The sequence below is a fragment of the Arthrobacter roseus genome, from assembly GCF_016907875.1.
Lineage (GTDB): Bacteria > Actinomycetota > Actinomycetes > Actinomycetales > Micrococcaceae > Arthrobacter_J > Arthrobacter_J roseus.
Window position 1 is genome coordinate 1,466,610 of record NZ_JAFBCU010000001.1, and the last position, 21,132, is coordinate 1,487,741.

Genomic DNA, 21,132 nt, shown 5'->3' on the forward strand with positions numbered 1-21,132 from the left:
GTGCATGAGCGCAGAAGTCGTACCCTTGATAGGTGAGTTTTACCATCCCTGTTCCTGAAGCCGCCGTAGCCGAGTCCGGCCGTACCTATCAGGTGCGCACTTTCGGCTGCCAGATGAATGTCCATGATTCCGAGCGTTTAGCCGGTTTGATGGAGGAGGCTGGTTACTCGCCGGCGGGGGATGACCAAGCGGACGTCGTCGTACTCAATACGTGCGCCGTTCGGGAGAATGCGGACAACAAGCTCTACGGCAATCTCGGTATGTTGGCATCCGTAAAAGAGCAGCGCCCCGGGATGCAGATCGCAGTGGGTGGTTGTCTCGCGCAGAAGGACAGAGAAACCATTCTCCGGAAGGCACCCTGGGTGGATGCTGTTTTCGGTACGCACAACATCGGCTCGCTGCCCGCACTGCTGGAACGTGCGCGCCACAACAACGAAGCGCAACTGGAAATTCTGGAATCCTTGGACGTCTTTCCGTCCACACTGCCCACTAAGCGGGACGCCGTGTATTCGGGTTGGGTGTCCATCTCTGTGGGGTGCAACAACACCTGTACGTTCTGCATTGTTCCGTCGCTACGAGGAAAAGAACGTGACCGTCGTCCCGGAGAGATTCTGGCCGAGATAAAGGCACTGGTGGAGGATGGCGCCATCGAGGTCACTCTTCTGGGCCAAAACGTAAATTCTTATGGTGTCGAGTTCGGGGACCGGCATGCCTTTGGCAAGTTGCTCAGGGCCTGCGGGGACATCGAAGGGCTGGAACGTGTGCGTTTCACGAGTCCTCACCCAGCGGCCTTCACGGATGACGTCATTGAGGCCATGGCGGAAACGCCCAACGTTATGCCACAGCTTCATATGCCGCTCCAGTCAGGATCGGACAAAGTGCTCAAGGACATGCGTCGTTCGTATCGCTCCAAAAAGTTCCTTGGCATACTGGACAGGGTTCGTGAGCGGATGCCGGAAGCGGCTATCTCCACGGATATTATTGTGGGGTTCCCCGGTGAGACGGAGGAGGACTTTCAGGCGACGCTAGACGTCGTCGAAAAGTCACGCTTCGCGACAGCTTTCACATTCCAGTATTCGTCACGACCGGGTACTCCCGCGGCGGATATGCCGGAGCAGGTGCCGAAAGTCGTGGTGCAGGAGCGGTTTGAAAGGCTGACCGCCCTTCAGGATCGTATTGCAGCGGAGGAGAATGCCGTCCAGGTTGGACGCGTGGTGGAAGTCATGGTGACGGCCCAGTCAGGTCGCAAGTCCGCTGAAACTGGAAGGCTATCCGGCCGTTCAAGGGACCAGCGGCTGGTCCACTTCTCCGTGCCGGAGGGTCAGCTTGATCCGCGTCCGGGAGATCTGGTGAGCCTAAAAATTACAGCGGCGGCGTCCTTCCACTTGGTCGCGGATCCACGGTCGGGCCAGGATTACAGCGTCAGGCGCTCTCGTGCGGGCGACGCATGGGACCGTGCGCAAGCGGATTCCTGTGGTGTGCCTGCCCCCGGTACAGCTTCGCGTCAAGGCGTGTCGCTGGGAATGCCCTCGCTGCCCTCACACCGTGGATAACCTTCCGGTCGTAGCCGTCGTTGGACCGACCGGGACTGGAAAATCGGAACTCGCCTTGAACCTTGCCCATGAGATTGGTGGGGAGGTGATCAATGCCGACGCCATGCAATTTTATCGCGGCATGGATATCGGCACCGCCAAACTCGGCGAGCGTGAGCGCGAGGGTGTCCCACATCACCTGCTGGACATTCTCGAGATCCATGAGGAGGCTAGCGTTTCGCACTTTCAGGCGCAGTCCCGCGCGTGCATGGATGAGGTTCGAAGCCGCGGACACTATCCCATCCTTGTGGGCGGATCGGGGCTTTACGTTCGGGCAGCCCTGGATATCCTGGAATTTCCAGGAACAGATCCGTCTATTCGCCGGGAGCTCGAGGCGGATATGGAGGAAACTGGTCTCGAGACGATGAGGTCTAGGCTCGAGTCGGTGGATCCTGAGTCTGCGGCCAGTCTCGGCGATGCCCGCCGTGTTATTCGTGCGCTTGAAGTACATGCTTTGACGGGCAGAACATTCACGTCGTTCATGCCACAACGCGAGTATGTGCAACCTGCGGTTCAGATCGGGCTTCGAGCCGAGCCCGCGGAGCTCGGGCCGAAGCTGAGTGAGCGCGTGTACCGCATGGAGCGTCAGGGGCTTCTAGAAGAAGTCCGACGTTTGGAACCGTTGGGCTTGCGATGGGGCAAAACGGCTTCCCGTGCGCTCGGTTACGCGCAGTTCCTTCGCGTCTTGGACGACGACATGCGTATCGAGGACGCTGTTGACGAGACCGCTGTCGCCACACGTAAGCTTGCGCGAAAGCAACGGACCTGGTTCCGGGGGGATAATCGGATTCAATGGTTGTCCTGGCAAGAACCTGGGCTAGCGGAACTCGCTGCAACTATTGTGCGTGAGTACACCGCAGGAGAAAGGTGAAGAAGTGAGCACTATTCCTGCTCTACCGAGTGGACTTCCATTCGCAAAAGGACACGGCACCGGGAACGATTTTATTCTCGTGTCAGATCCGACGGGGGAGAGGGACTTCACGCCCGAACAGGTGGCTTCACTGTGCCACAGGCATAGGGGAATTGGCGGCGATGGTCTGATCGTGGCAGTGCATTCTTCAACGCTGCCTGAGGGCCGGGCGATCCTGCAGAGTTGCCCGGATGCGCAGTGGTTCATGGACTACCGCAACGCAGACGGGTCAGTTTCGGAGATGTGCGGCAACGGGGTGCGGGTTTTCGTGCACTTCCTTCTAGCGGAGGGACTCCTCGAACTTGACGGTGCAGCAACGGTGAGGATCGGGACTCGGGCCGGCCTCAAGACGGTGTCGCGGAGCGCGGATGGCTACGCCGTGGACATGGGCCCGTGGTGGTTTGAGTTTCCTGACCTTGCTGCGTCACGGGCCTCGGATTCGTTGGTGGATACGGTAGGACTGAGCGTAAACCGGCCGGCACTTTCGGTGAACATGGGTAATCCACACACTGTGGTGGCACTTGCTGATGCTGCGGAGTTGCAGGCAGTTGCGCTCACTGCCCAGCCGCAGGTTCTTCCGGCCCCTCCAAACGGAACCAATGTTGAGTACGTGGTTCCCGCTGAACCGCTGGTGGAGCACGGAGTCGGGCGGGTGGCGATGCGGGTTTACGAACGAGGCGTGGGAGAGACCCTATCGTGTGGCACGGGCGCTTGCGCCGCTGCCGTGGCGACCAGGTATTGGGCGGGGTCCGGTGCCCCAGATGCGTGGTGGGTGGAGGTTCCGGGCGGTGTTCTCGGTGTACGATTCAACCCCGGACCAGACGGCCGCGAACGAGTGGAACTGTCGGGTCCCGCGGTCATCGTAGCCAGAGGCGTTCTGAACTAGCTCGTTATGCTGGCGCTGAAGTACGTGTGACTTTCAGGATCCGGAACGATTTGGCGGTGCGGAATCGGATCACGGACCAGTTATGGCCGAGTTCGTCAGCGAGCCAGCGTTGCAGAGAGTCGGCTCCAAGGTTCTTCTGTACAACCAGCCACGCCGTTCCATCCGGGGCGAGCCGTGGGAGCCATCTCGTGAGCAGTGAGTGCAGTTCCTCCTTACCGACACGGATGGGAGGATTAGACCAGATGGTATTGAACATCGTCTTAGAATCAACGTCTTCGGGTTTACACGCGAGAACGTTGTCGAGACCGAGTGCACGGGCATTATCCGTGGTCAGAGCGACGCTGCGTCCGTTCACATCCACTGCGGTTATCAGCGCTTCTGGGGACTTCAAGGCCATGGTCAGTGCCAGCGGTCCCCATCCACAGCCTATATCCAGCAGGTTTCCCCGGAGCGGAGGATCGGGTACTTCGGACAGCAGCACTGCAGTGCCTTTGTCGACGCCGCCGGGGCTGAAGATGCCCGACGTCGTCTGTAGCTGACGTTCCTTGCCGTTCAGCACAACTTCCAGCGGGCGACGGACCGCCGTTCCACTGGGCTGTTCGCTGAAATAGTGTTGGGAGTCCATAACAGGACAGAATAGTTGAACGATGGCCGGAACCGTGTTTTTGTCAGCGCTCCCCGGTAGAATGATGGTTCAGGATTCTTTGAAGGAGAGCATGACCAGCGACCACGATCATTCCACCCCGAGCCCGGAGACTCCGGGCCCCGATGAAATGCAGGCGGTCATCGACCGCGTGCTTGGCAGAGAGACTTCAGGTGCCGACAATGCGGTGCATGCGGAAGTGGCTGCTCGTCGGGATGAAGATTTTGACTACGACGGCGATCAGCAAGCTCTCGAAGAACGTCACGCGTTGCGTCGTGTGGGTAGCCTCTCCACGGAACTGGAAGACGTCACAGAGGTCGAATACCGGCAGCTCCGTTTGGAGCGAGTGGTATTGGCAGGACTGTGGACTGACGGAACCGCGGCGGATGCCGAGAACTCGTTGGACGAGCTGGCTGCATTGGCCGAAACAGCTGGGTCAGAGGTCTTGGACAGGGTGCTGCAGCGACGGTTGAAGCCGGATCCTGGAACGTTCCTCGGTTCAGGAAAGGCCCAAGAGCTGAAAGACATTGTGCGAGCTTGCGGCGCTGACACTGTCATTGTGGACAGTGAACTGGCGCCCTCGCAACGGCGGTCCCTTGAGGACATCGTCAAAGTCAAAGTAGTTGACCGGACAGCGCTGATTCTTGATATCTTTGCGCAGCACGCCAAGAGTCGCGAGGGCAAAGCACAGGTTGAGCTTGCTCAACTGGAATATCTTCTGCCGCGGTTGCGCGGTTGGGGAGAGTCGATGTCCCGTCAGGCGGGTGGACAGGTAGGCGGAGCTGGCGCGGGTATGGGGTCCAGGGGCCCTGGCGAGACCAAGATCGAACTTGATCGTCGGAAAATCCGCACCCGGATGGCTAAGCTGCGGAGGGAAATCGTGGCGATGAAGCCTGCCCGCGAAACGAAACGCTCTAACAGGCACCGCCACGCGGTACCTTCTGTCGCCATCGCCGGATACACCAATGCCGGCAAGTCCTCCCTGTTGAACCGGCTCACGAATGCTGGCGTTCTTGTGGAGAACGCGTTGTTCGCGACACTGGACCCAACGGTCCGCAAGACAGAAACACCTGATGGCCTCGGCTACACGCTCGTCGATACGGTCGGATTCGTCAGGTCATTGCCAACGCAGTTGGTTGAAGCCTTCCGATCGACTTTGGAGGAAGTTGCGGACGCGGACTTGATCCTGCATGTCGTGGACGTTTCGCATCCGGATCCTGAAGGACAGATCTCGGCAGTGCGCGCGGTTCTTTCCGAAGTAGACGCACGTCGGATCCCCGAAATCATTGTCCTGAACAAAGCCGATACTGCAGATCCTTACACCATTGACAGGGTTCGCAGCGCGGAGTCGCAGACCATTGTCGTCTCGGCTCGCACGGGAGAGGGCATAGCGGAACTTGCCGCCGTTATCGGTGCATCGATTCCCCGTCCATCGATTCGGCTCCAACTCTTTGTGCCCTATGATCGCGGGGACGTCGTCAGCAGATTGCATTCCGCCGATGTCGAAATAGTAACCATCGAACACGAGGATTCGGGCACGAGGCTGGACGTGATGGTGAAAGAACCACTAGCAGCAGAGCTGGAGCCATTCCGAGCCCATGCCTGAGAGTAGCGAAGCTGAAGCGCTGAAGCTGCTCGACACAGCAGTATCCGGTATGGGTGGGCAACACCGAACTGGTCAGCAGGAAATGACGCGCCAGGTAGCGCAAGCCATTGAGTCGGGTAGGCACCTGCTGGTACAGGCTGGTACGGGCACTGGGAAGTCCGTGGCGTATCTGATACCGCTAATTGTTCACGCGCAGAACAGTGACAAACCGGCGCTGGTGTCCACAGCGACGCTTGCGCTTCAGTCACAAATCGTGGGGCGGGATCTGCCTCGGCTGCTGAAAACACTGGAACCGGAGCTGGATCGCGAAATAGCCGTCGCCCTTCTGAAGGGCCGTGGAAATTACGTCTGCAAATACAAAACGGACGGCGGGTTTCCAGAGGAGAACGATCAGGAAAGCTTGTTTCTCATGGGGGAAGATGCCGCTGTCACGCATCCGTCGCCGTCGGATGGGCCCGGTACTGATTTGGGTCGTGAAGTAGCCAGGTTGCGTGAATGGGCGGCTGAAACTGAGACGGGAGATCGCGATGAGCTGAGGCCGGGAGTCAGCAACAAGGCCTGGCACCAGGTCTCCGTAACCGCCATGGAGTGCTTGGGTGCCCAGAAATGCCCTGTTGCTCAGGAGTGCTTCAGCGAACGCGCCAGAGCTGATGCAGCTGTGGCTGATATTGTGATCACCAACCACGCGATGCTTGCCATCAGTGCTTTCGAGGGGCTAGCAGTGCTTCCGGAGTACGACGTCGTGGTCATCGACGAAGCTCACGAGCTTCAGGACCGCGTAACCGGTGCTGTCACCGGTCAGCTCTCGTCGAACCTGATATCCGCGGCAGCATCGTCTATGCGCAAACACACCAACACGAGCGTTGAAGCGTTGTCGACCGCGGCCCGCCATTTCGAGGAATCGATGGCGGAACTGTCGTCTGGCTTGATGCACGCCGGCCTCAACGAGGAGCAGGAACAGGCGATCTCCCAGGTTCGGGATGCCTGTCGTGTGGGACTGTCCGATTCGAAGCAGGATGCAGGTTCACCGGCAGATGGTGGGAGACAAACCGCTCGCTCGCGAGTGACGGCCATCCTTGAATTGTGTGAGCGATTGATCAATGCGCAGAATGCCGGCGAGGTCTTGTGGGCCTCTCGAGCGAGCACCTTCTCACCTGGTATCGGGTATTCGCAACCGGATGAGAGTCAGCCCGCAAGTCTGCATGTTGCACCGCTATCGGTAGCTGGCCGTCTGCGGTCCGGACTTTTTGAGGATCACACGGTGATCCTCACTTCAGCCACCCTCGCCGTAGGAGCAGAATTCGGACCGGTCGCTGGCGGGCTGGGTCTTGCGGGGCCAAACGTCCCGTCCTGGACCGGGACAGACGTTGGTTCCCCGTTCAATTATCCAAAGCAGGGTGTTTTGTACGTTGCCGGGCACCTGCCTAAGCCCGACCGGAACGGTGTTCAGGCTCAACTCGTGGAACTGGAGCTGCTGCTAAAAGCTTCCAGAGGCGGGGCCTTAGGGCTATTTTCTTCGAGAAGGGCGGCCGAGGAGGCGGCGGACACGCTTCGGAGCAAAGTCGATTTCCCTATTCTGTGCCAGGGTGAATCGACCATGGCGGCTCTGATCGAGCAGTTCGGTGCCGAGCCGGATACGTGCCTGTTTGGGACGATGTCGCTATGGCAGGGCGTGGATGTCCCTGGTGACTCCTGCCGGCTTGTCACCATCGACAGAATTCCCTTTCCGCGGCCGGATGACCCCTTGACGACCGCGCGTACCAGGGCCGTCGCCAAAATCGGCGGAAATGGTTTCATGACCGTTTCTGCAGCGCAGGCAGCTGTGAAACTTGCTCAGGGTGCTGGCCGCCTGATTCGAAGCAGTAATGATCGTGGAGTCGTGGCGATCTTGGATTCGCGCTTGGCTACTGCTGGTTACGGCGGATTCCTACGTGCGTCGCTGCCGCCATTCTGGGCTACCTCGGACCAGGATATTGTTATAGGCGTCCTCAAGAGACTGGCCGCGAGAGACGAAACCTAGACTTGGCTATAGCGAACGCATAACCGAAACGACCCTGCCCATGACTGTGGCATGATCGCCGAGAATTGGTTCGTACTGGGTGTTCTGCGGTAACAGCCATGTATGGCCGTCCCGTTGGCGGAAAGTTTTTACGGTCGCTTCATCGTCCAGGAGAGCGGCGACAATGTCCCCATTATCAGCGGTCGACTGCCTGCGGATGACTACCCAGTCTCCGTCACAGATCGCGGCGTCTATCATGGAGTCCCCGACGACTTTCAGCATGAAAAGTTCTCCATGGCCCACCAGCTGGCGGGGCAGGGGCATGACGTCTTCGACTGCCTGATCGGCCAGTATCGGACCACCGGCAGCGATACGACCCACCAGCGGAACCATGGCCGGTCCTGAGTCTGGTAACGGTAGAGCAGTGATCGTTGCGGGGCCGGGCGTAGTCCCGTTCTTCCCCCCGGACGCAGCTGACTCAGGGGGGGCGGCTGAGAGGATTTCCATGGCTCTGGGTCGCTTCGGATCTCGCCGAATGTAGCCAAGCTTTTCTAGGCGGCCGAGCTGGTGGGTGACGCTTGAAAGGCTTGCCAGGCCCACAGTGTCGCCAATCTCCCGCATGGACGGCGGGTAACCGTACGTTGATACGGACTGCCTGATAGTTTCCAAAATCTTGGCTTGGCGAACAGTCAGAGGGCGGGGAGCGGCAGGACGGTGCGATGTTCCTGATTCGGAGTAGGCATCTGCGGGTGTCATTCGGCTTCCTCCACTGTGTTGTCGCCCAGACGTGCGACGTAAGAATCCCAATCGGCAAAATGTCAGTCCCGGATGGTGGAGTACTTTCCATGATCCGCTGCCGATTGTTGTCACCAGCCTATGTGGCGTTGACCGCTTTCTCAAACATTTGTTCGAAGGTGTGTCGACAATACTCGATCATCGGTGCTATAAATGAGCTACGAATAGAACATGTGTTCTATTCGTAGCTTCGAAGGTCGAATAAAATCGAACACATGAACGAAGGAAGGTGTTGACATGTCGACCAATTCGTCGATCTTGGGAACCGCATCGATTTTTCCTGCAGACGCAGGTACACGTTTGTCCCTGACTCGGAGGGGTCGCTTGGTCTTCATCGGACTTCCGTTGATGGTTTTGGCGGCCTCTCTCTTGACGTTTGTAGGGTTCTTTACAGCCCCTGCCATGGCTTCAGGGTTCGACAACCTCAACCCCACGGATACCGTGAGCGTCAGCGTGCCCAGCGGTGGAAGCCTGTGGAACTTGGCTCTCGAGTATTCTCCGGACCGTGATCCCCGGGATGTTGTTTTTGAGATCGTTGAGTTGAACGATCTTGGCACGTCAACGGTGCAAGCCGGGCAGCAGATCTTCGTGCCAGTTTCCCGGTAGTGGAGTGGGCGACATTTGGCTTGCCTAGATGACTCGGTCTCATTTTTCGTTTGTGGCTGCTCTTCATTTAAGCTTGTTTCGTGAGTGAAAAGTTGGATCGACTGGATAAGTTGCCACTGCGGCGGGACTTGGTGGGGTTAGAGCCGTACGGAGCGCCCCAGATAGACGCGGAGGTGCTCCTCAACGTCAATGAAAATACACACGGTGTGCCGCTGGAAGTGCGAGAAGCCATCGCGGAGGCAGTTCAGGAAGCTATCCAGGGTTTGAACCGGTACCCGGATCGCGAATTTACAACTTTACGCACATTATTGGCCGGGTATCTCGGCCACTCATTGACCCCCAACCATATCTGGGCGGCCAATGGATCCAATGAGGTACTGCAGCAGATCCTCCAGGCCTTCGGTGGCCCCGGCCGCACAGCCCTCGGGTTTCCGCCAACATATTCGATGTACCCGTTGCTGGCGAGTGCAACCAACACCGAGTATGTCAGTGGCGAGCGCAGTGATCACTTCAGTCTCACCGCAAGGGACGCCGCGGAGCAGGTCGCAGTCCTCGCCCCAAACGTGGTGTTTTTGTGCTCACCCAATAACCCGACGGGAACTGCGTTGGGGCTAGATGTCGTTGAAGCGGTCTACTCTGCCGGTGAGAGCAGCCGGGCGATCGTCATAGTGGACGAGGCGTATGCGGAGTTTGCCAAGGAAGGCACCCCGAGTGCTCTGTCCTTGCTTCCCGGAAGAGAGCGACTAATCGTTAGTCGAACAATGAGCAAGGCGTTCGCCCTTGCGGGAGCCAGAGTGGGATACCTTGCTGCGTCTCCGGAGGTAACGGACGCGCTTCGGCTGGTGAGGTTGCCATATCACCTGTCGGCTATCACGCAGGCAACAGCCAATGCTGCTCTTCAGCACCCCGCGATACTTTTGGCCAACGTGGAGGACATCAAGTGCCAGAGAGATCGAATTGTCGAGGGACTGCGTGATCTCGGTCTCAGGCCAGAGGAGTCAGATTCCAACTTTGTTTTCTTCGGCGGCGTGAGGAACACCTCGCGGGTTTGGCAGGGCCTGCTGGCTGCGGGAATCCTGATTCGGGATGTTGGAATTCCGGGCTATCTCAGGGTGACGGCCGGAACCGCGGAGGAGACGGAGCGGTTTCTCACTGAACTGGGGAGGCTGGTTCAGGACGAGTCATACTTGAAGTCGTGACAGGAAGCCCATCCTCAAGCGAACTCACTAAAATTTTCCACCAAAGGACTACCTCTATGAACACGCAGGTAAGCGGTAGGCGCACAGCATCGCTCGCGCGCTCCACCAGTGAATCGTCGGTGGTCGTCACCGTTGATCTTGACGGGACGGGACGCTCGGACATCGATACGTCGGTACCGTTCTTCGACCATATGCTCACAGCTTTGTCCAAGCATTCGCTGATCGACCTCACGGTCAAGGCGAAGGGGGACACCCATATAGATGTGCACCACACGGTGGAGGACGTGGCCATCACGCTCGGAGACGCATTGAAGGCCGCGCTTGGAGACAAAACTGGAATACGACGTTTTGGAGACGCTGCGGTTCCGCTTGATGAGGCGCTGGCGACGGCGGTTGTCGACATCTCGGGCCGTCCGTATCTGGTTCACGAGGGCGAGCCTGCCGGTCAGGAATACCACCTCATAGGTGGACACTTCACAGGCGCGCTTACCCGCCACGTCTTTGAGTCGATTACGCTCCACGCGCATATCTGTCTGCATATGCGTGTGCTGAGCGGGAGAGACCCACATCACATCGTCGAGGCTCAGTTCAAGGCGTTTGCCCGCGCGTTGCGCACTGCCGTGGAGAAGGACCCACGGGTTAACGGCATTCCATCAACAAAAGGTGCGTTGTGAGCAACCGTGTGACAGTTCTGGACTATGGGTCTGGAAACGTGCGGTCAGTTGTTCGCGCGCTCGAGCGCGTGGGAGCTGAGGTCACCTTGGGGTCCTCAGCCGATGAAGTGCTCGAGGCCGACGGTCTCGTGGTCCCTGGAGTTGGTGCTTTTGCCGCTGTCATGCAGGGACTGAAGAAGGTTGATGCGCTGAGGCTGATCGGCCGGAGGGTTGCCGGAGGCCGACCGGTGTTAGGCATCTGCGTTGGGCTTCAGATCCTGTTTGATGCGGGCGTCGAGCACGGCGTGCGCACCGATGGGATGGGGGAATGGCCCGGTACTGTCGAACCTCTACGGGCACCGGTAGTTCCCCATATGGGCTGGAACACGATTCAGTCGCCGGAAGGCACTCGGCTCTTCGCGGGCCTAGAGTCTGAGCGCTTTTATTTTGTCCATTCCTATGCGGTGCAGGAATGGGACTTCGATGTAACCCAACCTCGAATGAAGGCTCCTATGGTGACGTGGTCGGATCACGGCGGGCCGTTCATCGCCGCCGTCGAGAACGGTCCACTATCAGCGACTCAATTCCATCCAGAGAAATCCGGCGACGCAGGCGCGGCGCTTCTCCAAAACTGGCTTGGAAGTTTCAGCTAGCCGTGGGGAGCTTACTCCTCATGGCCCTAGCAGGTCTGCTCATCGGTGGCGCGATCTCGTTTCGCAGACAAAATTTCTCCACCTTTTTGACTGTAGCCCTATGGATCCTTGCTGGCCTGTCGTTGTTGGCCGCCTATCTGTTGACTCTCTAATCGAAACGAAAGCCTGTTCACATGACTGAACCGATTGAATCACCCCGACTCCAACTCCTGCCCGCCGTTGATGTCGCAGGCGGCCAAGCCGTCCGCTTGGTCCAGGGGGAAGCTGGCAGCGAGACATCCTTCGGTGACCCGTTGGATGCCGCCATCGCTTGGCAGGAGGGCGGTGCGGAATGGATCCATCTGGTAGACCTCGATGCTGCGTTCGGACGCGGATCTAATGTGCCACTTTTGAAGAGAGTCGTCCGTGAACTAACGGTGCAAGTTGAACTCTCTGGCGGTATTCGAGATGACGCTTCCCTCGAGGCAGCCCTTGAACTGGGCGCAACCAGGGTCAACCTTGGTACGGCGGCTCTGGAGGACCCGGAGTGGACGGCGAAAGTCATTGACCAGTACGGGGACGCCATTGCTGTTGGTCTTGACGTGCGCGGAACGACGCTGGCGGCCAGAGGCTGGACGCGCGAGGGCGGGGACCTGTGGGATGTGCTCGCCAGGCTTGAGGATGCAGGGTGCGCGCGCTATGTCGTCACCGACGTCACAAAGGACGGAACGTTACGCGGACCGAATATTGACTTACTGCGGCAGATGCTGGTCCGTACGGAAAGACCTGTTGTAGCTTCTGGCGGAATCTCAAGTCTTGAAGATATCCGGGCGCTACGGACGCTAGTGCCGGCAGGCTTGGAAGGCACCATAGTGGGCAAGGCGCTATATGCCCGGAACTTCACGTTGCCAGAGGCGTTGGACGTCGCGGGAAGGGCTTAGCACGACGGTGACGAAGGAACTGCCAGAACATATAGTCGCCGCTCTGCGTAGGGCCGGTGGCAAGGCTGATTCCGCGGGTGCCCTATGGGAAGGGCGTGATCTTTCGGCGTCGGGTAACCCCTTGCATGATTTCGATAACGACGACGGATCGGTCAACGCGCACTACCAAGGCGCTGTTGACCTTCTTGTCGCTGGCGAGTGCGGAGAAAACGCGGTCGTCCAGGCGCTGAGTCAGGCGCGCGTCTTTGTGCCGATAGTGGCTGAACTAAGCACAGAAGCCTCCGGGCAGCTAGGGATCGTTTCAGACAAGGAGGCCGATATGGCCCTCATTTGGCTGCAGGCTCCGGACGGACGGAAGGCTCTTCCGATCTTTTCCTGTGTGGCGCATATGCAGCGATGGCACTCGGACGCAAGGCCCGTTGCCGTCTACGCTCCCAGAGCGGCTCTCTCCGCAGTCTCCGAGGGAGCTGAGCTGTTGGTTGTGGATCCCGGTTCGAACTTCACCTTCGTGGTTCGCCGGCCTGCGCTGTGGGCGCTCGCTCAGCAGGCTTCTTGGAACCCGTCGTATGAGGATCCGGATGTAGCAATACTGCTCAAAGCAGCAGTTGCCGAGGAGAGCTTGGTCAATAAAGTCATAGCTCAACCGGGCCCGGGCATTGCCTCGCGTACTGCCGCCGGCTCCGTAGTTGCCGGTGGGGGGCCGGGACCTGAATTACTTGTCTGGCTTCAGCTCTTGCCTGGCCTCGGCGCTGCGGAAGTTCAGAAGGTGGCGGCTCGGTTTCGAGAGAGGTTAGCTTCGAACTCGTGCTTCACCGAGAAGGTGGACTCGCTTGAAGTTCGCTTGACGGACTGAGGCACCGTTCAAGCGTCTAGGGTCAATGGGACGGCCATGCTGACCGCGCCGTTCTAGTTGACGGGCCCTGTGTACTTTTCGCCCGGGCCCTTGCCCGGGGCATCCGGAATGCTTGATGCTTCCCTGAAAGCCAGCTGCAGTGAGCGAAGGCCGTCACGGATAGGTCCGGCATGCTGACTTCCGATCTCTGGAGCCGCGGCAGTGACGAAGCCTGCCAATGCTGTGATCAGCTTGCGCGCTTCATCGAGATCTTTAAGCTCCTCCGCGTCGTCGCCTGCAGCCAGTCCGCACTTAACGGCTGCTGCGCTCATGAGATGCACGGCGGCCGTCGTGATGACCTCAACGGCTGCGACCTCTGCAATGTCCCGCATCTGGTTTGCGGCGTCAGCAAGTGGTTCCGAAACCGGTGTCCCGACTTCGGACGCAGGAAAGGCGTTGCGGACGGAACTCTCAGGGGAATTATTGTCATGACTAGTCATACTGCTAAGCTTTACACAGACCGATTGATTGGCGTTATTTACCAATCAATAGCAAGCGGAGACCTCTCCCACCCGCGACAGCCTGTATAACAGAGTTGCCGGGTTCCGGTCGGTGGCGCGCCAGACATCAGCGGCGCTTGCTGTGGTCCCATCCACGGCGCCGTCCACCGAACCCTCGAGGCCTCCTATTGCGCATGCAGTTGGAGGCCTTCTTCATTGTGCAAGCGGCATCAGTTACCACGAACAATCAGGAGTTACACATTAGCGAGCCACGTATCAATGACCGGATCCGCGTTCCCGAGGTGCGGTTGGTAGGACCAGCAGGGGAACAGGTCGGCATTGTCCGTATCGAGGATGCCCTACGCCTGGCAACGGAGTCCGACCTTGATCTCGTTGAGGTGGCGCCGCAGGCCAAACCTCCCGTATGTAAGCTCATGGACTTTGGGAAATATAAGTATGAAGCTGCGGTGAAGGCGCGCGAAGCTCGCAAGAACCAGACGAATACGGTCCTCAAGGAGATTCGTTTTCGCCTGAAGATCGATACCCATGACTATGACACCAAAACTGGGCATGCACGGCGTTTCTTGGCTGCCGGGGACAAGGTCAAGGCAATGATTCAGTTCCGTGGCCGGGAACAGCAGCGACCGGAAATGGGTATCCGGCTTCTGCAGAAATTCGCGGACGACGTATCCGAGGTCGGTCTCGTCGAATCATCACCGCGCATCGACGGTCGAAATATGGTCATGGTTATCGGGCCAACCAAGAACAAGGCCGAGGCCAAGGCAGAGGCACGCCGGTCAGCCCAGCGAACTGAGGCCAAGGCGTTGAACGACGCCAAGAAGCGGGTTGATGAGTCCGGAGATGGCCAGCCATTGACTCAGACCATTGGTGATCAGCTGTCCGCAGAACTGGCTAAGAAGTCCGCGGAGACACCAGTAGTTGAGGCTGAGGTACCCACCGTGGAAGCAGAGCCGAAAGACATAGTCGCTGAAAAGCCGTCGGTTACGGCCGATGCGCCTACGAGCACTCCAGAGACTGTTCCGGAGGAAAAGAAAACACCCAAGGCCAAGGACGAGGAAGCTGCAACGCCAGAATCGGTTGTAGAAAAGTCAGTTCCAGAAAAGTCAGCCGCGGAGAAGACGACGGCCGCTAAACCGGCCGCGGGGAAGTCAGGGCCAGAAAAGCCAGCCGCGGAAAAGACGACGGCGGCCAAGGCGGCCGCGGAGAAGCCAGTGGCTGCGAAGCCCGTCGCGAAGACTTCACCAAGCCCGGCGCCCAAACCCGCACCAAAGGCCAAACCGGCTGCCCCCAAAGGAAAGCCGGGACCGGCCAAGTAAGTGGACAAACCCCTGTCGTCGCTAGGCGGCAGGACAAACCGCCGGTACCCATGACCGTGTACCACAAGACCCGATGGCGTACGCCTGAGGAAAAACGTAAGGAGATCGGTAGCGATGCCGAAGATGAAGACCCACAGTGGGGCGAAGAAGCGCTTCAAACTCACTGGTTCAGGAAAGCTGAAGCGTCAGCAGGCTAACCGTCGTCACTACTTGGAGCACAAGTCCTCGCGTCTGAAGCGGCGCCTGGCCAGCGATCAGATCGTTGCTCCGGCTGACGTACGGAACATCAAGAAGATGCTCGGCATCTAACTGCTACTTCCCGCGACAAGCCCTCATGGGCTGTCGAAAAACCACCAAGTTATCCCGGCTGGAATGTTCGATAACAACCATCCGATCGGGAGTTTTATCAAAGGAGTACGCACGTGGCACGTGTGAAGCGGGCAGTAAACGCCCATAAGAAGCGTCGGGTTATCCTGGAACGCGCCAAAGGCTACCGGGGACAGCGCTCACGCCTGTACCGCAAGGCGAAAGAGCAGCTGCTGAAGTCGTTCGTCTACAGCTATGGCGATCGCCGTAAACGCAAGGGCGACTTCCGTCGCCTCTGGATCCAGCGCATAAACGCGGCATCCCGCGCAAATGGCTTGACCTACAACCGCTTGATCCAGGGTTTGAAGGCCGCTCAGGTGGAAGTTGACCGCCGCATGCTCGCTGAGCTGGCCGTGAGCGATGCCAATGCATTCGCCGCGCTCGTTAAAATCGCCAAGGACTCGCTGCCCTCGGATACCTCTGCGCCCGCGGTAGCCTCCGCACCCGCAACGGCAAAGAGTGCCAAGACCGCGGCCAAGGCTGCTCCGGTCAAGAGCACTAAGCCTGCCATCGAAACTGCTGGTTCCGTCAAGGCCGACGGCGGCGAAGCTCCAACAGGTCACCCCATCAAGGGGAACCAGTCAGGCAAGTACCACGTACCGGGTTCAACCTGGTACGAGCAGACTGAGCCTGAATTCTGGTTTGAGAGCGTGGATGCTGCGAAGGCCGCTGGCTTCGAGCCTGCGGGTGGCGAGTCGCGTCAGAAGATGCAGGACTAGTTTTAGCTGGCAGAACTGAATTAACAAATGCATAACACTGAGCGCCCCCAGATTGCGTCAATGTCCAACCCCAGTGCAGACAGGGTGAAGGATGTGGCACAACTGTCGGGGCGCTCAGCGCGTTCGCGTCGAGGTCTGTTTCTCGCTGAGGGGCCACAGACGGTGAAGGAAGCGCTGAAGCTAGATAGAACTCGTTGCGGTAGTGGAAAAGTTGTGGTGGAGATTTACGCAACAGCGGCGTCTGTAAAACGTGATCCGGAGCTGTTAGAGCTCCTCAATGGTGTTCCGTGGAGAGCCGCTTCGGATGAGGTGCTGGCTGCGATGGCGGACACGGTAAATCCTCAGGGCGTTGTTGCCGTATGCCACAAGGTGGATGTCTCTCTTCAGTCAGTTCTCGATCGGCAGCCCAGACTCATTGCTGTCATGTGTCGAGTTCAGGACCCGGGGAATGCCGGCACGATCCTGCGAGCGGCTGATTCGGCCGGTGCGGATGCCATTATCCTCACATCTGGCAGTGTGGACATCTATAACCCAAAAGCTGTTCGGTCGACAGTGGGCTCACTCTTCCACCTCCCTGTTGTGGTGGGACAGGACTTCAATGTCCTCGTTGCGCAGGCTGGCCAGATTGGGTTGGTGTCCCTTGCCGCCGATGGCTACGGTAGCGAAGATCTGGACACGCTCCAGGATGAAAGCGCCGAGCGCTACTACAAGGCCCATGGGATCAGAGCCGCGGAGATAGCGATGCCTCAAAATTCTAGGGTGGATGCCGCCAGGCCGCGTTTGGAAGACCCTTCTTTCTGGCTGTTCGGTAACGAGGCGAAGGGGCTCAACGGTGAGGAGCTTGGCGCTTCTCGATTCCGTGTTGCGGTCCCACTATATGGGCGGGCCGAGAGTCTGAACGTTGGCACGGCAGCAACGGTCTGCCTTTACGCGTCAGCGCGGGCTCAGCGTCGTTGAGGGATAATTGCTGGTCTCACGATGTGGGGCGGTATGAATAGCCAGGCGTCGGTAGCGTATTCTTCTCAGGAGCCTTAGGGCTAAAATGTACGTAGGTGAGAGGGAAATCGATGTCTGCCAGCGGTGGTACCAAAGCTGTAGTTGCAGCGCTTATAGCTAATCTGACCATCGCTGTATTCAAGTTCATCGGCTGGGCACTAACGCAGTCGTCGTCGATGCTCGCGGAAGCCATCCACTCTGTAGCTGACTCTGGTAATCAAGTTCTTTTGCTGGTCGGTGGAAAGCGTGCGCAGCGTCAAGCCAGTGCCGAACACCCTTTCGGGTACGGACGCGAGCGGTATATTTACGCGTTCATCGTCTCGATCGTGCTGTTTAGTGTCGGTGGACTTTTTGCGCTCTACGAGGCGTACCACAAACTGCAGGATCCACACCCGATCGAGGGAGCATGGTGGTGGGTTCCTCCAGCAGTCCTTATCGGAGCGATCATCGCGGAGTCATTCTCATTCCGCACGGCGATCAAAGAGTCAAACAGAGTCCGGGGGAAGAAGAGTTGGATCCGGTTTGTCCGCTCAGCCAAGTCTCCCGAGCTTCCGGTAATCCTGCTTGAGGATCTTGGTGCTCTCCTCGGACTCGTTTTTGCCCTGTTTGGTGTGTCCATGACCCTGCTGACCGGCAACGGAATCTGGGATGCGTTGGGCACTGCCATGATCGGATTGTTGTTGGTGGTCATCGCGATCATTCTGGCGCTTGAGACCAAGTCTCTTCTATTGGGAGAGTCCGCGACAGCGGAGGATACCAAGCGAATCGAACAAGCAATCGAAGCGAATTCGGCCAACAAGATAATTCATCTCAAGACTCTCCATCTTGGTCCCGAGGAAATTCTCGTTGCCGCAAAGATCTCCATCGGGGCCCAGGCTGCAGGGCATGAGATAGCGGGGGAGATCAATGCCGCGGAGCAGCGGGTGCGCGCTGCCGTTCCGAGCGCCCGGATTATCTACCTTGAGCCGGACCTTCGCCGCGTATCCGTAAAGAGCTAATGGGAGGAACCGACGGACGTCACCGCATCACTGGTTCGGTCCTGGCGTCGCCGCTCAATGACTCCTGACAAAGCGGCTATGCCGAGCCCCAGCAGAGCGAGGATAGCCCCGACGAGTGCTGGTGCCTTCAGTCCCCACCCCCAAGCAATAACGGCTCCGCCGAGAAATGCACCGAGCGCGTTGGCAACGTTGAGGGCTGAGTGGTTCAGGGATGCCGCCAGCGAGGGCGCGTCCGGGGAGACGTCCATCAGCCTCGTCTGGAGCCCGGGAACCAGTGCGGAACCAACCGCCCCGATCACGAAGATCATGATGATTGCTGCCCACGCAAGCTCCACGAGGAAGTGGAACGCCAACAGAGACGCGACGATCAAGGTCAGGACAACATAGATGCTTCTCATGACGTTGTGGTCTGCGAGCTTTCCGCCGATGATGTTCCCCGCGACCATTCCGAGGCCGTAAACCGACGTGATGATGGGAATGGCGGAAGAGGGAAACCCGGATACATCCGTCATGGTCGGTGCAATGTAGGAATAGACTGCGAAGAAGCCGCCGAAGCCGACAATTCCAATGAAGAGGGTGAGCCATACCTGCAAGCTAGCCAGTGCGCCCAGTTCTCGTCGGATGCTGGCTCCTGCATGAACGCTCTGGGCGGGAACGAAGAAGTACAGGAGGACTATGGTCAGTAGTCCGACGACGGCGACGACGGTGAACATATGGCGCCAGCCAGCGTTCTGGCCTAGCCAAGTGACGGCTGCGACGCCCACCACATTCGCCACGGAGAGGCCAAGCATGACCATAGCGACAGCTTGGGCCCTTTTGGTGGGGCCGACCAGAGAGGCTGCGATGAGGACGGCGACTCCGAAATAGGCTCCGTGAGGCAGCCCCGAAATAAACCGAGTCAGAATGAGCCACTCAAAGGTCGGGGCGAAATAGGACGACGCGTTGGCAATGGTGAAGAGAACCATGAGTCCGAGGACTAGTTTCCGGCGTGACATTCGTGCGGTTGCAGCCGCGAGGATAGGCGCTCCCACGACGACACCGAGTGCGTAGGCGGAAATAAGTACCCCGGCGTCGGTGATGGAGACGCCCAGACCTGCGGAGACTTCGGGGAGTAGCCCCATGATAGAGAATTCCGTGGTTCCGAGGGCAAACCCGCCCACTGCCAGGGCGACAACTGCAAACTTCACCTGATGGAGCGAGGAAGCCGGGAGGGGGAGGACGGAAGGCATATACCTCTTTCGATGCCAAAAAATGAGACGAGTGGATGCGCGCCGACAGCGTTGTCCAGGGCACACGTGGAGTCCAGCCTATCGGAGACCGTAGACTCACCGGCATGAATAGTGAAGGGCACCTTAAGCAGATTGTGGGCGGCGCCATAGTGGATTCACTCTCTCGCACCACGCGGCTTCTGGTGGCGCGCAGGAGCGCTCCGGAGACCTTGGCAGGGTTGTGGGAGTTCCCTGGTGGCAAGGTAGAGCCGGGCGAAAATTGTCCGGATGCGTTGCGACGTGAATTGCTCGAGGAGCTGGGGGTGGATGTGTCCTTGGGTTCCGAGCTTATAGGGCCGCTGGATCAGGGGTGGCCCCTCAACGACAGAGCAGCCATGCGTGTGTGGTTCGCTGAGATTGTGCATGGAGTACCTGAACCGCTTGAGGATCATGACAAACTCCGGTGGGTGGACCAGGATTCCGCTGCTGAGCTGCTGGCGCTGCCGTGGATTCCAGCTGACCGGCCCATCGTTCACGAACTCGTTCGGGTGCTGGGTTGGGACCCGTTGGGAGCGATTGATAGGTCCGTGGTTAACTAGACTGGCATTGCCGATTCCAGCTGATAAAGGTAAGACAGGTAGCCCACGCACATGCCACACTCTGAAGACGGTGCCTTAGCGCCCGATCCCCTTGACGAAGCGGCTGTACAGGCCACAGTTGATCTTGCCTTGCAGCACATTGCTACGGCCTCTAATCTCGATGAGCTCAAGGGGGCACGGCTTGCTCATGTCGGTGATAAGTCCCCGCTCAGCCTGGCCAACAGGTCCATCGGGCAACTCGCGAAATCAGAGAAGGCCGCGGCAGGGAAGCTCATCGGTCCTGCTCGCGGTCGCATTTCAGCTGCGCTCGCTGAGCGAACTCTGGCCCTTGAGTCCGAGCGTGAAGCCACGATTCTCGTCGAAGAAGCCGTCGATGTTACGGCTGCGCCAGTCCGTCGTCGGGCCGGAGCTCGGCATCCGCTGTCCCTGCTGCAGGAGCGCGTCGCGGATATTTTTGTCGGTATGGGATGGGAAATCGCCGAGGGGCCGGAGGTGGAGTCAGAGTGGTTCAACTTCGATGCCCTGAACTTTGCTCCGGATCATCCCGCCCGGGAGATGCAGGACACCTTCTTCGTGGAGCCGCCCGAAGCGCATCTGGTCATGCGTACCCACACATCCCCCGTCCAGGTCCGTTCCATGCTGGAGCGCGAAGTGCCCATCTACGTGCTGTGCCCCGGCAAGGTTTTCCGAACCGACGAAGTCGACGCCACACACACACCGGTTTTCCACCAGTTCGAGGGATTGGCCATCGACAAAGGTCTGACCATGGCCGATCTGCGTGGAACACTCGAACACTTCGCCAGACTGATGTTCGGCGGCGAGGCCCAAATTCGGTTGCGGCCTAATTACTTTCCGTTTACCGAACCGTCGGCGGAACTGGATATCTGGCATCCGGGAGCTCGAGGTGGCCCGCAATGGATCGAATGGGGTGGCTGCGGGATGGTACACCCCAACGTACTCTCGGCCGCTGGCATAGATCCAGAGGAATACACGGGTTTTGCTTTTGGTATGGGGATAGAGCGGACACTCATGTTCCGCAATGAGGTCCCGGATATGCGCGACATGATCGAGGGCGATGTCCGGTTCAGCGAACACTTCGGGATGGAGATCTAAGG

At 58.8% G+C, this 21,132-nt stretch carries 23 protein-coding genes; 19 read left to right on the forward strand and 4 right to left on the reverse strand.

Going from position 1 to position 21,132, the window contains the following annotated elements:
• The first annotated feature begins 32 nt into the window (after positions 1-32).
• Genes miaB through dapF form a run of 3 tightly spaced genes read left to right on the forward strand, consistent with a single transcriptional unit; the run spans position 33 to position 3,388 of the window.
• Complete coding sequence (gene miaB, locus JOE65_RS07280; protein ID WP_205162585.1) at positions 33-1,553, forward strand: tRNA (N6-isopentenyl adenosine(37)-C2)-methylthiotransferase MiaB; 1,521 nt, start codon at positions 33-35, stop codon at positions 1,551-1,553.
• Positions 1,546-2,463 (forward strand): tRNA (adenosine(37)-N6)-dimethylallyltransferase MiaA, encoded by a 918-nt coding sequence (miaA, locus tag JOE65_RS07285; RefSeq protein WP_205162586.1) that lies wholly within the window; start codon positions 1,546-1,548, stop codon positions 2,461-2,463. Before miaB ends, miaA begins: the two co-directional genes overlap by 8 nt.
• A 4-nt stretch (positions 2,464-2,467) precedes the next feature.
• Positions 2,468-3,388, forward strand: a complete 921-nt coding sequence (gene dapF, locus JOE65_RS07290) for a diaminopimelate epimerase (protein ID WP_205162587.1) — start codon at positions 2,468-2,470, stop codon at positions 3,386-3,388.
• Positions 3,389-3,392: 4 nt separating this feature from the next.
• On the opposite strand, the gene JOE65_RS07295 is transcribed toward dapF, so the two are convergent.
• Entirely contained in the window at positions 3,393-4,013 is a 621-nt protein-coding gene (locus JOE65_RS07295) for a class I SAM-dependent methyltransferase (RefSeq protein WP_205162588.1), read from the reverse strand.
• A 91-nt stretch (positions 4,014-4,104) separates the two neighbouring features.
• On the opposite strand from JOE65_RS07295, the gene hflX reads away from it, so the two are divergent.
• Together hflX and JOE65_RS07305 are read left to right on the forward strand one after the other, a co-directional pair.
• Positions 4,105-5,637 carry a GTPase HflX gene (gene hflX / locus JOE65_RS07300; protein WP_205162589.1) on the forward strand — a complete coding sequence of 511 codons (1,533 nt, stop codon included), beginning with the start codon at positions 4,105-4,107 and terminating at the stop codon, positions 5,635-5,637.
• Entirely contained in the window at positions 5,630-7,657 is a 2,028-nt protein-coding gene (locus JOE65_RS07305; protein ID WP_205162590.1) for an ATP-dependent DNA helicase, read from the forward strand. Before hflX ends, JOE65_RS07305 begins: the two co-directional genes overlap by 8 nt.
• 6 nt (positions 7,658-7,663) lie before the next feature.
• Here JOE65_RS07305 and lexA read toward each other — a convergent pair whose 3' ends face one another.
• Positions 7,664-8,392: a transcriptional repressor LexA gene (gene lexA, locus JOE65_RS07310; RefSeq protein ID WP_205162591.1), complete on the reverse strand. Its 729-nt coding sequence runs from the start codon at positions 8,390-8,392 to the stop codon at positions 7,664-7,666.
• Between the two features lie 276 nt (positions 8,393-8,668).
• Here lexA and JOE65_RS07315 point away from each other — a divergent pair, with 276 nt between their 5' ends.
• The 7 genes from JOE65_RS07315 (at position 8,669) to JOE65_RS07340 (ending at position 13,315) form a co-directional block, all read left to right on the forward strand.
• The gene (locus tag JOE65_RS07315) at positions 8,669-9,037 is read left to right on the forward strand and encodes a peptidoglycan-binding protein (RefSeq protein ID WP_205162592.1); all 369 of its coding nucleotides are present in this window, start codon (positions 8,669-8,671) and stop codon (positions 9,035-9,037) included.
• A gap of 80 nt (positions 9,038-9,117) precedes the next feature.
• On the forward strand, positions 9,118-10,236 hold the full coding sequence (locus JOE65_RS07320) for a histidinol-phosphate transaminase (RefSeq protein WP_205162593.1): 1,119 nt from the start codon (positions 9,118-9,120) through the stop codon (positions 10,234-10,236).
• A gap of 56 nt (positions 10,237-10,292) precedes the next feature.
• Positions 10,293-10,910, forward strand: coding sequence for an imidazoleglycerol-phosphate dehydratase HisB (gene hisB, locus JOE65_RS07325; RefSeq protein WP_205162594.1), 618 nt, complete (start codon positions 10,293-10,295; stop codon positions 10,908-10,910).
• Entirely contained in the window at positions 10,907-11,542 is a 636-nt protein-coding gene (gene hisH / locus JOE65_RS07330) for an imidazole glycerol phosphate synthase subunit HisH (protein ID WP_205162595.1), read from the forward strand. The genes hisB and hisH overlap by 4 nt, the downstream gene beginning before the upstream one ends.
• A 20-nt stretch (positions 11,543-11,562) precedes the next feature.
• Complete coding sequence (locus JOE65_RS15315) at positions 11,563-11,694, forward strand: hypothetical protein (RefSeq protein WP_275587541.1); 132 nt, start codon at positions 11,563-11,565, stop codon at positions 11,692-11,694.
• A gap of 21 nt (positions 11,695-11,715) precedes the next feature.
• Positions 11,716-12,462, forward strand: a complete 747-nt coding sequence (gene priA, locus JOE65_RS07335; RefSeq protein WP_205162596.1) for a bifunctional 1-(5-phosphoribosyl)-5-((5-phosphoribosylamino)methylideneamino)imidazole-4-carboxamide isomerase/phosphoribosylanthranilate isomerase PriA — start codon at positions 11,716-11,718, stop codon at positions 12,460-12,462.
• Positions 12,463-12,469: 7 nt separating this feature from the next.
• A complete protein-coding gene (locus tag JOE65_RS07340) occupies positions 12,470-13,315 on the forward strand; it encodes an SseB family protein (protein WP_338021573.1) in 846 nt (281 codons plus the stop codon).
• Between the two features lie 53 nt (positions 13,316-13,368).
• Here the strand turns inward: JOE65_RS07340 and JOE65_RS07345 are convergent, their stop codons facing one another.
• Complete coding sequence (locus JOE65_RS07345) at positions 13,369-13,794, reverse strand: DUF1844 domain-containing protein (protein WP_205162598.1); 426 nt, start codon at positions 13,792-13,794, stop codon at positions 13,369-13,371.
• A 194-nt stretch (positions 13,795-13,988) separates the two neighbouring features.
• Here JOE65_RS07345 and infC point away from each other — a divergent pair, with 194 nt between their 5' ends.
• The 5 genes from infC (at position 13,989) to JOE65_RS07370 (ending at position 18,210) form a co-directional block, all read left to right on the forward strand.
• A complete protein-coding gene (infC, locus tag JOE65_RS15320; RefSeq protein WP_205162599.1) occupies positions 13,989-15,131 on the forward strand; it encodes a translation initiation factor IF-3 in 1,143 nt (380 codons plus the stop codon).
• 114 nt (positions 15,132-15,245) lie between these two features.
• Entirely contained in the window at positions 15,246-15,440 is a 195-nt protein-coding gene (gene rpmI, locus JOE65_RS07355; RefSeq protein ID WP_205162600.1) for a 50S ribosomal protein L35, read from the forward strand.
• A gap of 113 nt (positions 15,441-15,553) precedes the next feature.
• Positions 15,554-16,216, forward strand: a complete 663-nt coding sequence (rplT, locus tag JOE65_RS07360; RefSeq protein WP_205162601.1) for a 50S ribosomal protein L20, sunset domain variant — start codon at positions 15,554-15,556, stop codon at positions 16,214-16,216.
• A gap of 27 nt (positions 16,217-16,243) precedes the next feature.
• Positions 16,244-17,173, forward strand: a complete 930-nt coding sequence (locus JOE65_RS07365; RefSeq protein ID WP_205162602.1) for a TrmH family RNA methyltransferase — start codon at positions 16,244-16,246, stop codon at positions 17,171-17,173.
• 110 nt (positions 17,174-17,283) lie between these two features.
• On the forward strand, positions 17,284-18,210 hold the full coding sequence (locus tag JOE65_RS07370) for a cation diffusion facilitator family transporter (RefSeq protein WP_205162603.1): 927 nt from the start codon (positions 17,284-17,286) through the stop codon (positions 18,208-18,210).
• On the opposite strand, the gene JOE65_RS07375 is transcribed toward JOE65_RS07370, so the two are convergent.
• On the reverse strand, positions 18,207-19,439 hold the full coding sequence (locus JOE65_RS07375) for an MFS transporter (protein WP_205162604.1): 1,233 nt from the start codon (positions 19,437-19,439) through the stop codon (positions 18,207-18,209). The genes JOE65_RS07370 and JOE65_RS07375 overlap by 4 nt on opposite strands.
• Positions 19,440-19,543: 104 nt before the next feature.
• Here JOE65_RS07375 and JOE65_RS07380 point away from each other — a divergent pair, with 104 nt between their 5' ends.
• Both JOE65_RS07380 and pheS read left to right on the forward strand, forming a co-directional pair.
• Complete coding sequence (locus JOE65_RS07380; RefSeq protein WP_205162605.1) at positions 19,544-20,017, forward strand: (deoxy)nucleoside triphosphate pyrophosphohydrolase; 474 nt, start codon at positions 19,544-19,546, stop codon at positions 20,015-20,017.
• Positions 20,018-20,068: 51 nt separating this feature from the next.
• Complete coding sequence (gene pheS / locus JOE65_RS07385) at positions 20,069-21,130, forward strand: phenylalanine--tRNA ligase subunit alpha (protein ID WP_205162606.1); 1,062 nt, start codon at positions 20,069-20,071, stop codon at positions 21,128-21,130.
• Positions 21,131-21,132 lie beyond the last annotated feature (2 nt).

Bases quoted from the DNA above. Each gene is read 5' to 3' on its own strand.
- priA (WP_205162596.1), top strand. From the start codon at position 11,716: ATGACTGAACCGATTGAATCACCCCGACTCCAACTCCTGCCCGCCGTT.
- JOE65_RS07370 (WP_205162603.1), top strand. From the start codon at position 17,284: ATGTCTGCCAGCGGTGGTACCAAAGCTGTAGTTGCAGCGCTTATAGCT.
- JOE65_RS07345 (WP_205162598.1), bottom strand. From the start codon at position 13,794: ATGACTAGTCATGACAATAATTCCCCTGAGAGTTCCGTCCGCAACGCC.
- JOE65_RS07295 (WP_205162588.1), bottom strand. From the start codon at position 4,013: ATGGACTCCCAACACTATTTCAGCGAACAGCCCAGTGGAACGGCGGTC.
- pheS (WP_205162606.1), top strand. From the start codon at position 20,069: ATGCCACACTCTGAAGACGGTGCCTTAGCGCCCGATCCCCTTGACGAA.
- JOE65_RS07315 (WP_205162592.1), top strand. From the start codon at position 8,669: ATGTCGACCAATTCGTCGATCTTGGGAACCGCATCGATTTTTCCTGCA.
- hisB (WP_205162594.1), top strand. From the start codon at position 10,293: ATGAACACGCAGGTAAGCGGTAGGCGCACAGCATCGCTCGCGCGCTCC.
- JOE65_RS07375 (WP_205162604.1), bottom strand. From the start codon at position 19,439: ATGCCTTCCGTCCTCCCCCTCCCGGCTTCCTCGCTCCATCAGGTGAAG.
- hflX (WP_205162589.1), top strand. From the start codon at position 4,105: ATGACCAGCGACCACGATCATTCCACCCCGAGCCCGGAGACTCCGGGC.
- JOE65_RS07305 (WP_205162590.1), top strand. From the start codon at position 5,630: ATGCCTGAGAGTAGCGAAGCTGAAGCGCTGAAGCTGCTCGACACAGCA.
- lexA (WP_205162591.1), bottom strand. From the start codon at position 8,392: ATGACACCCGCAGATGCCTACTCCGAATCAGGAACATCGCACCGTCCT.
- JOE65_RS15315 (WP_275587541.1), top strand. From the start codon at position 11,563: ATGGCCCTAGCAGGTCTGCTCATCGGTGGCGCGATCTCGTTTCGCAGA.
- JOE65_RS07380 (WP_205162605.1), top strand. From the start codon at position 19,544: ATGAATAGTGAAGGGCACCTTAAGCAGATTGTGGGCGGCGCCATAGTG.
- rpmI (WP_205162600.1), top strand. From the start codon at position 15,246: ATGCCGAAGATGAAGACCCACAGTGGGGCGAAGAAGCGCTTCAAACTC.
- JOE65_RS07365 (WP_205162602.1), top strand. From the start codon at position 16,244: ATGCATAACACTGAGCGCCCCCAGATTGCGTCAATGTCCAACCCCAGT.
- infC (WP_205162599.1), top strand. From the start codon at position 13,989: ATGCAGTTGGAGGCCTTCTTCATTGTGCAAGCGGCATCAGTTACCACG.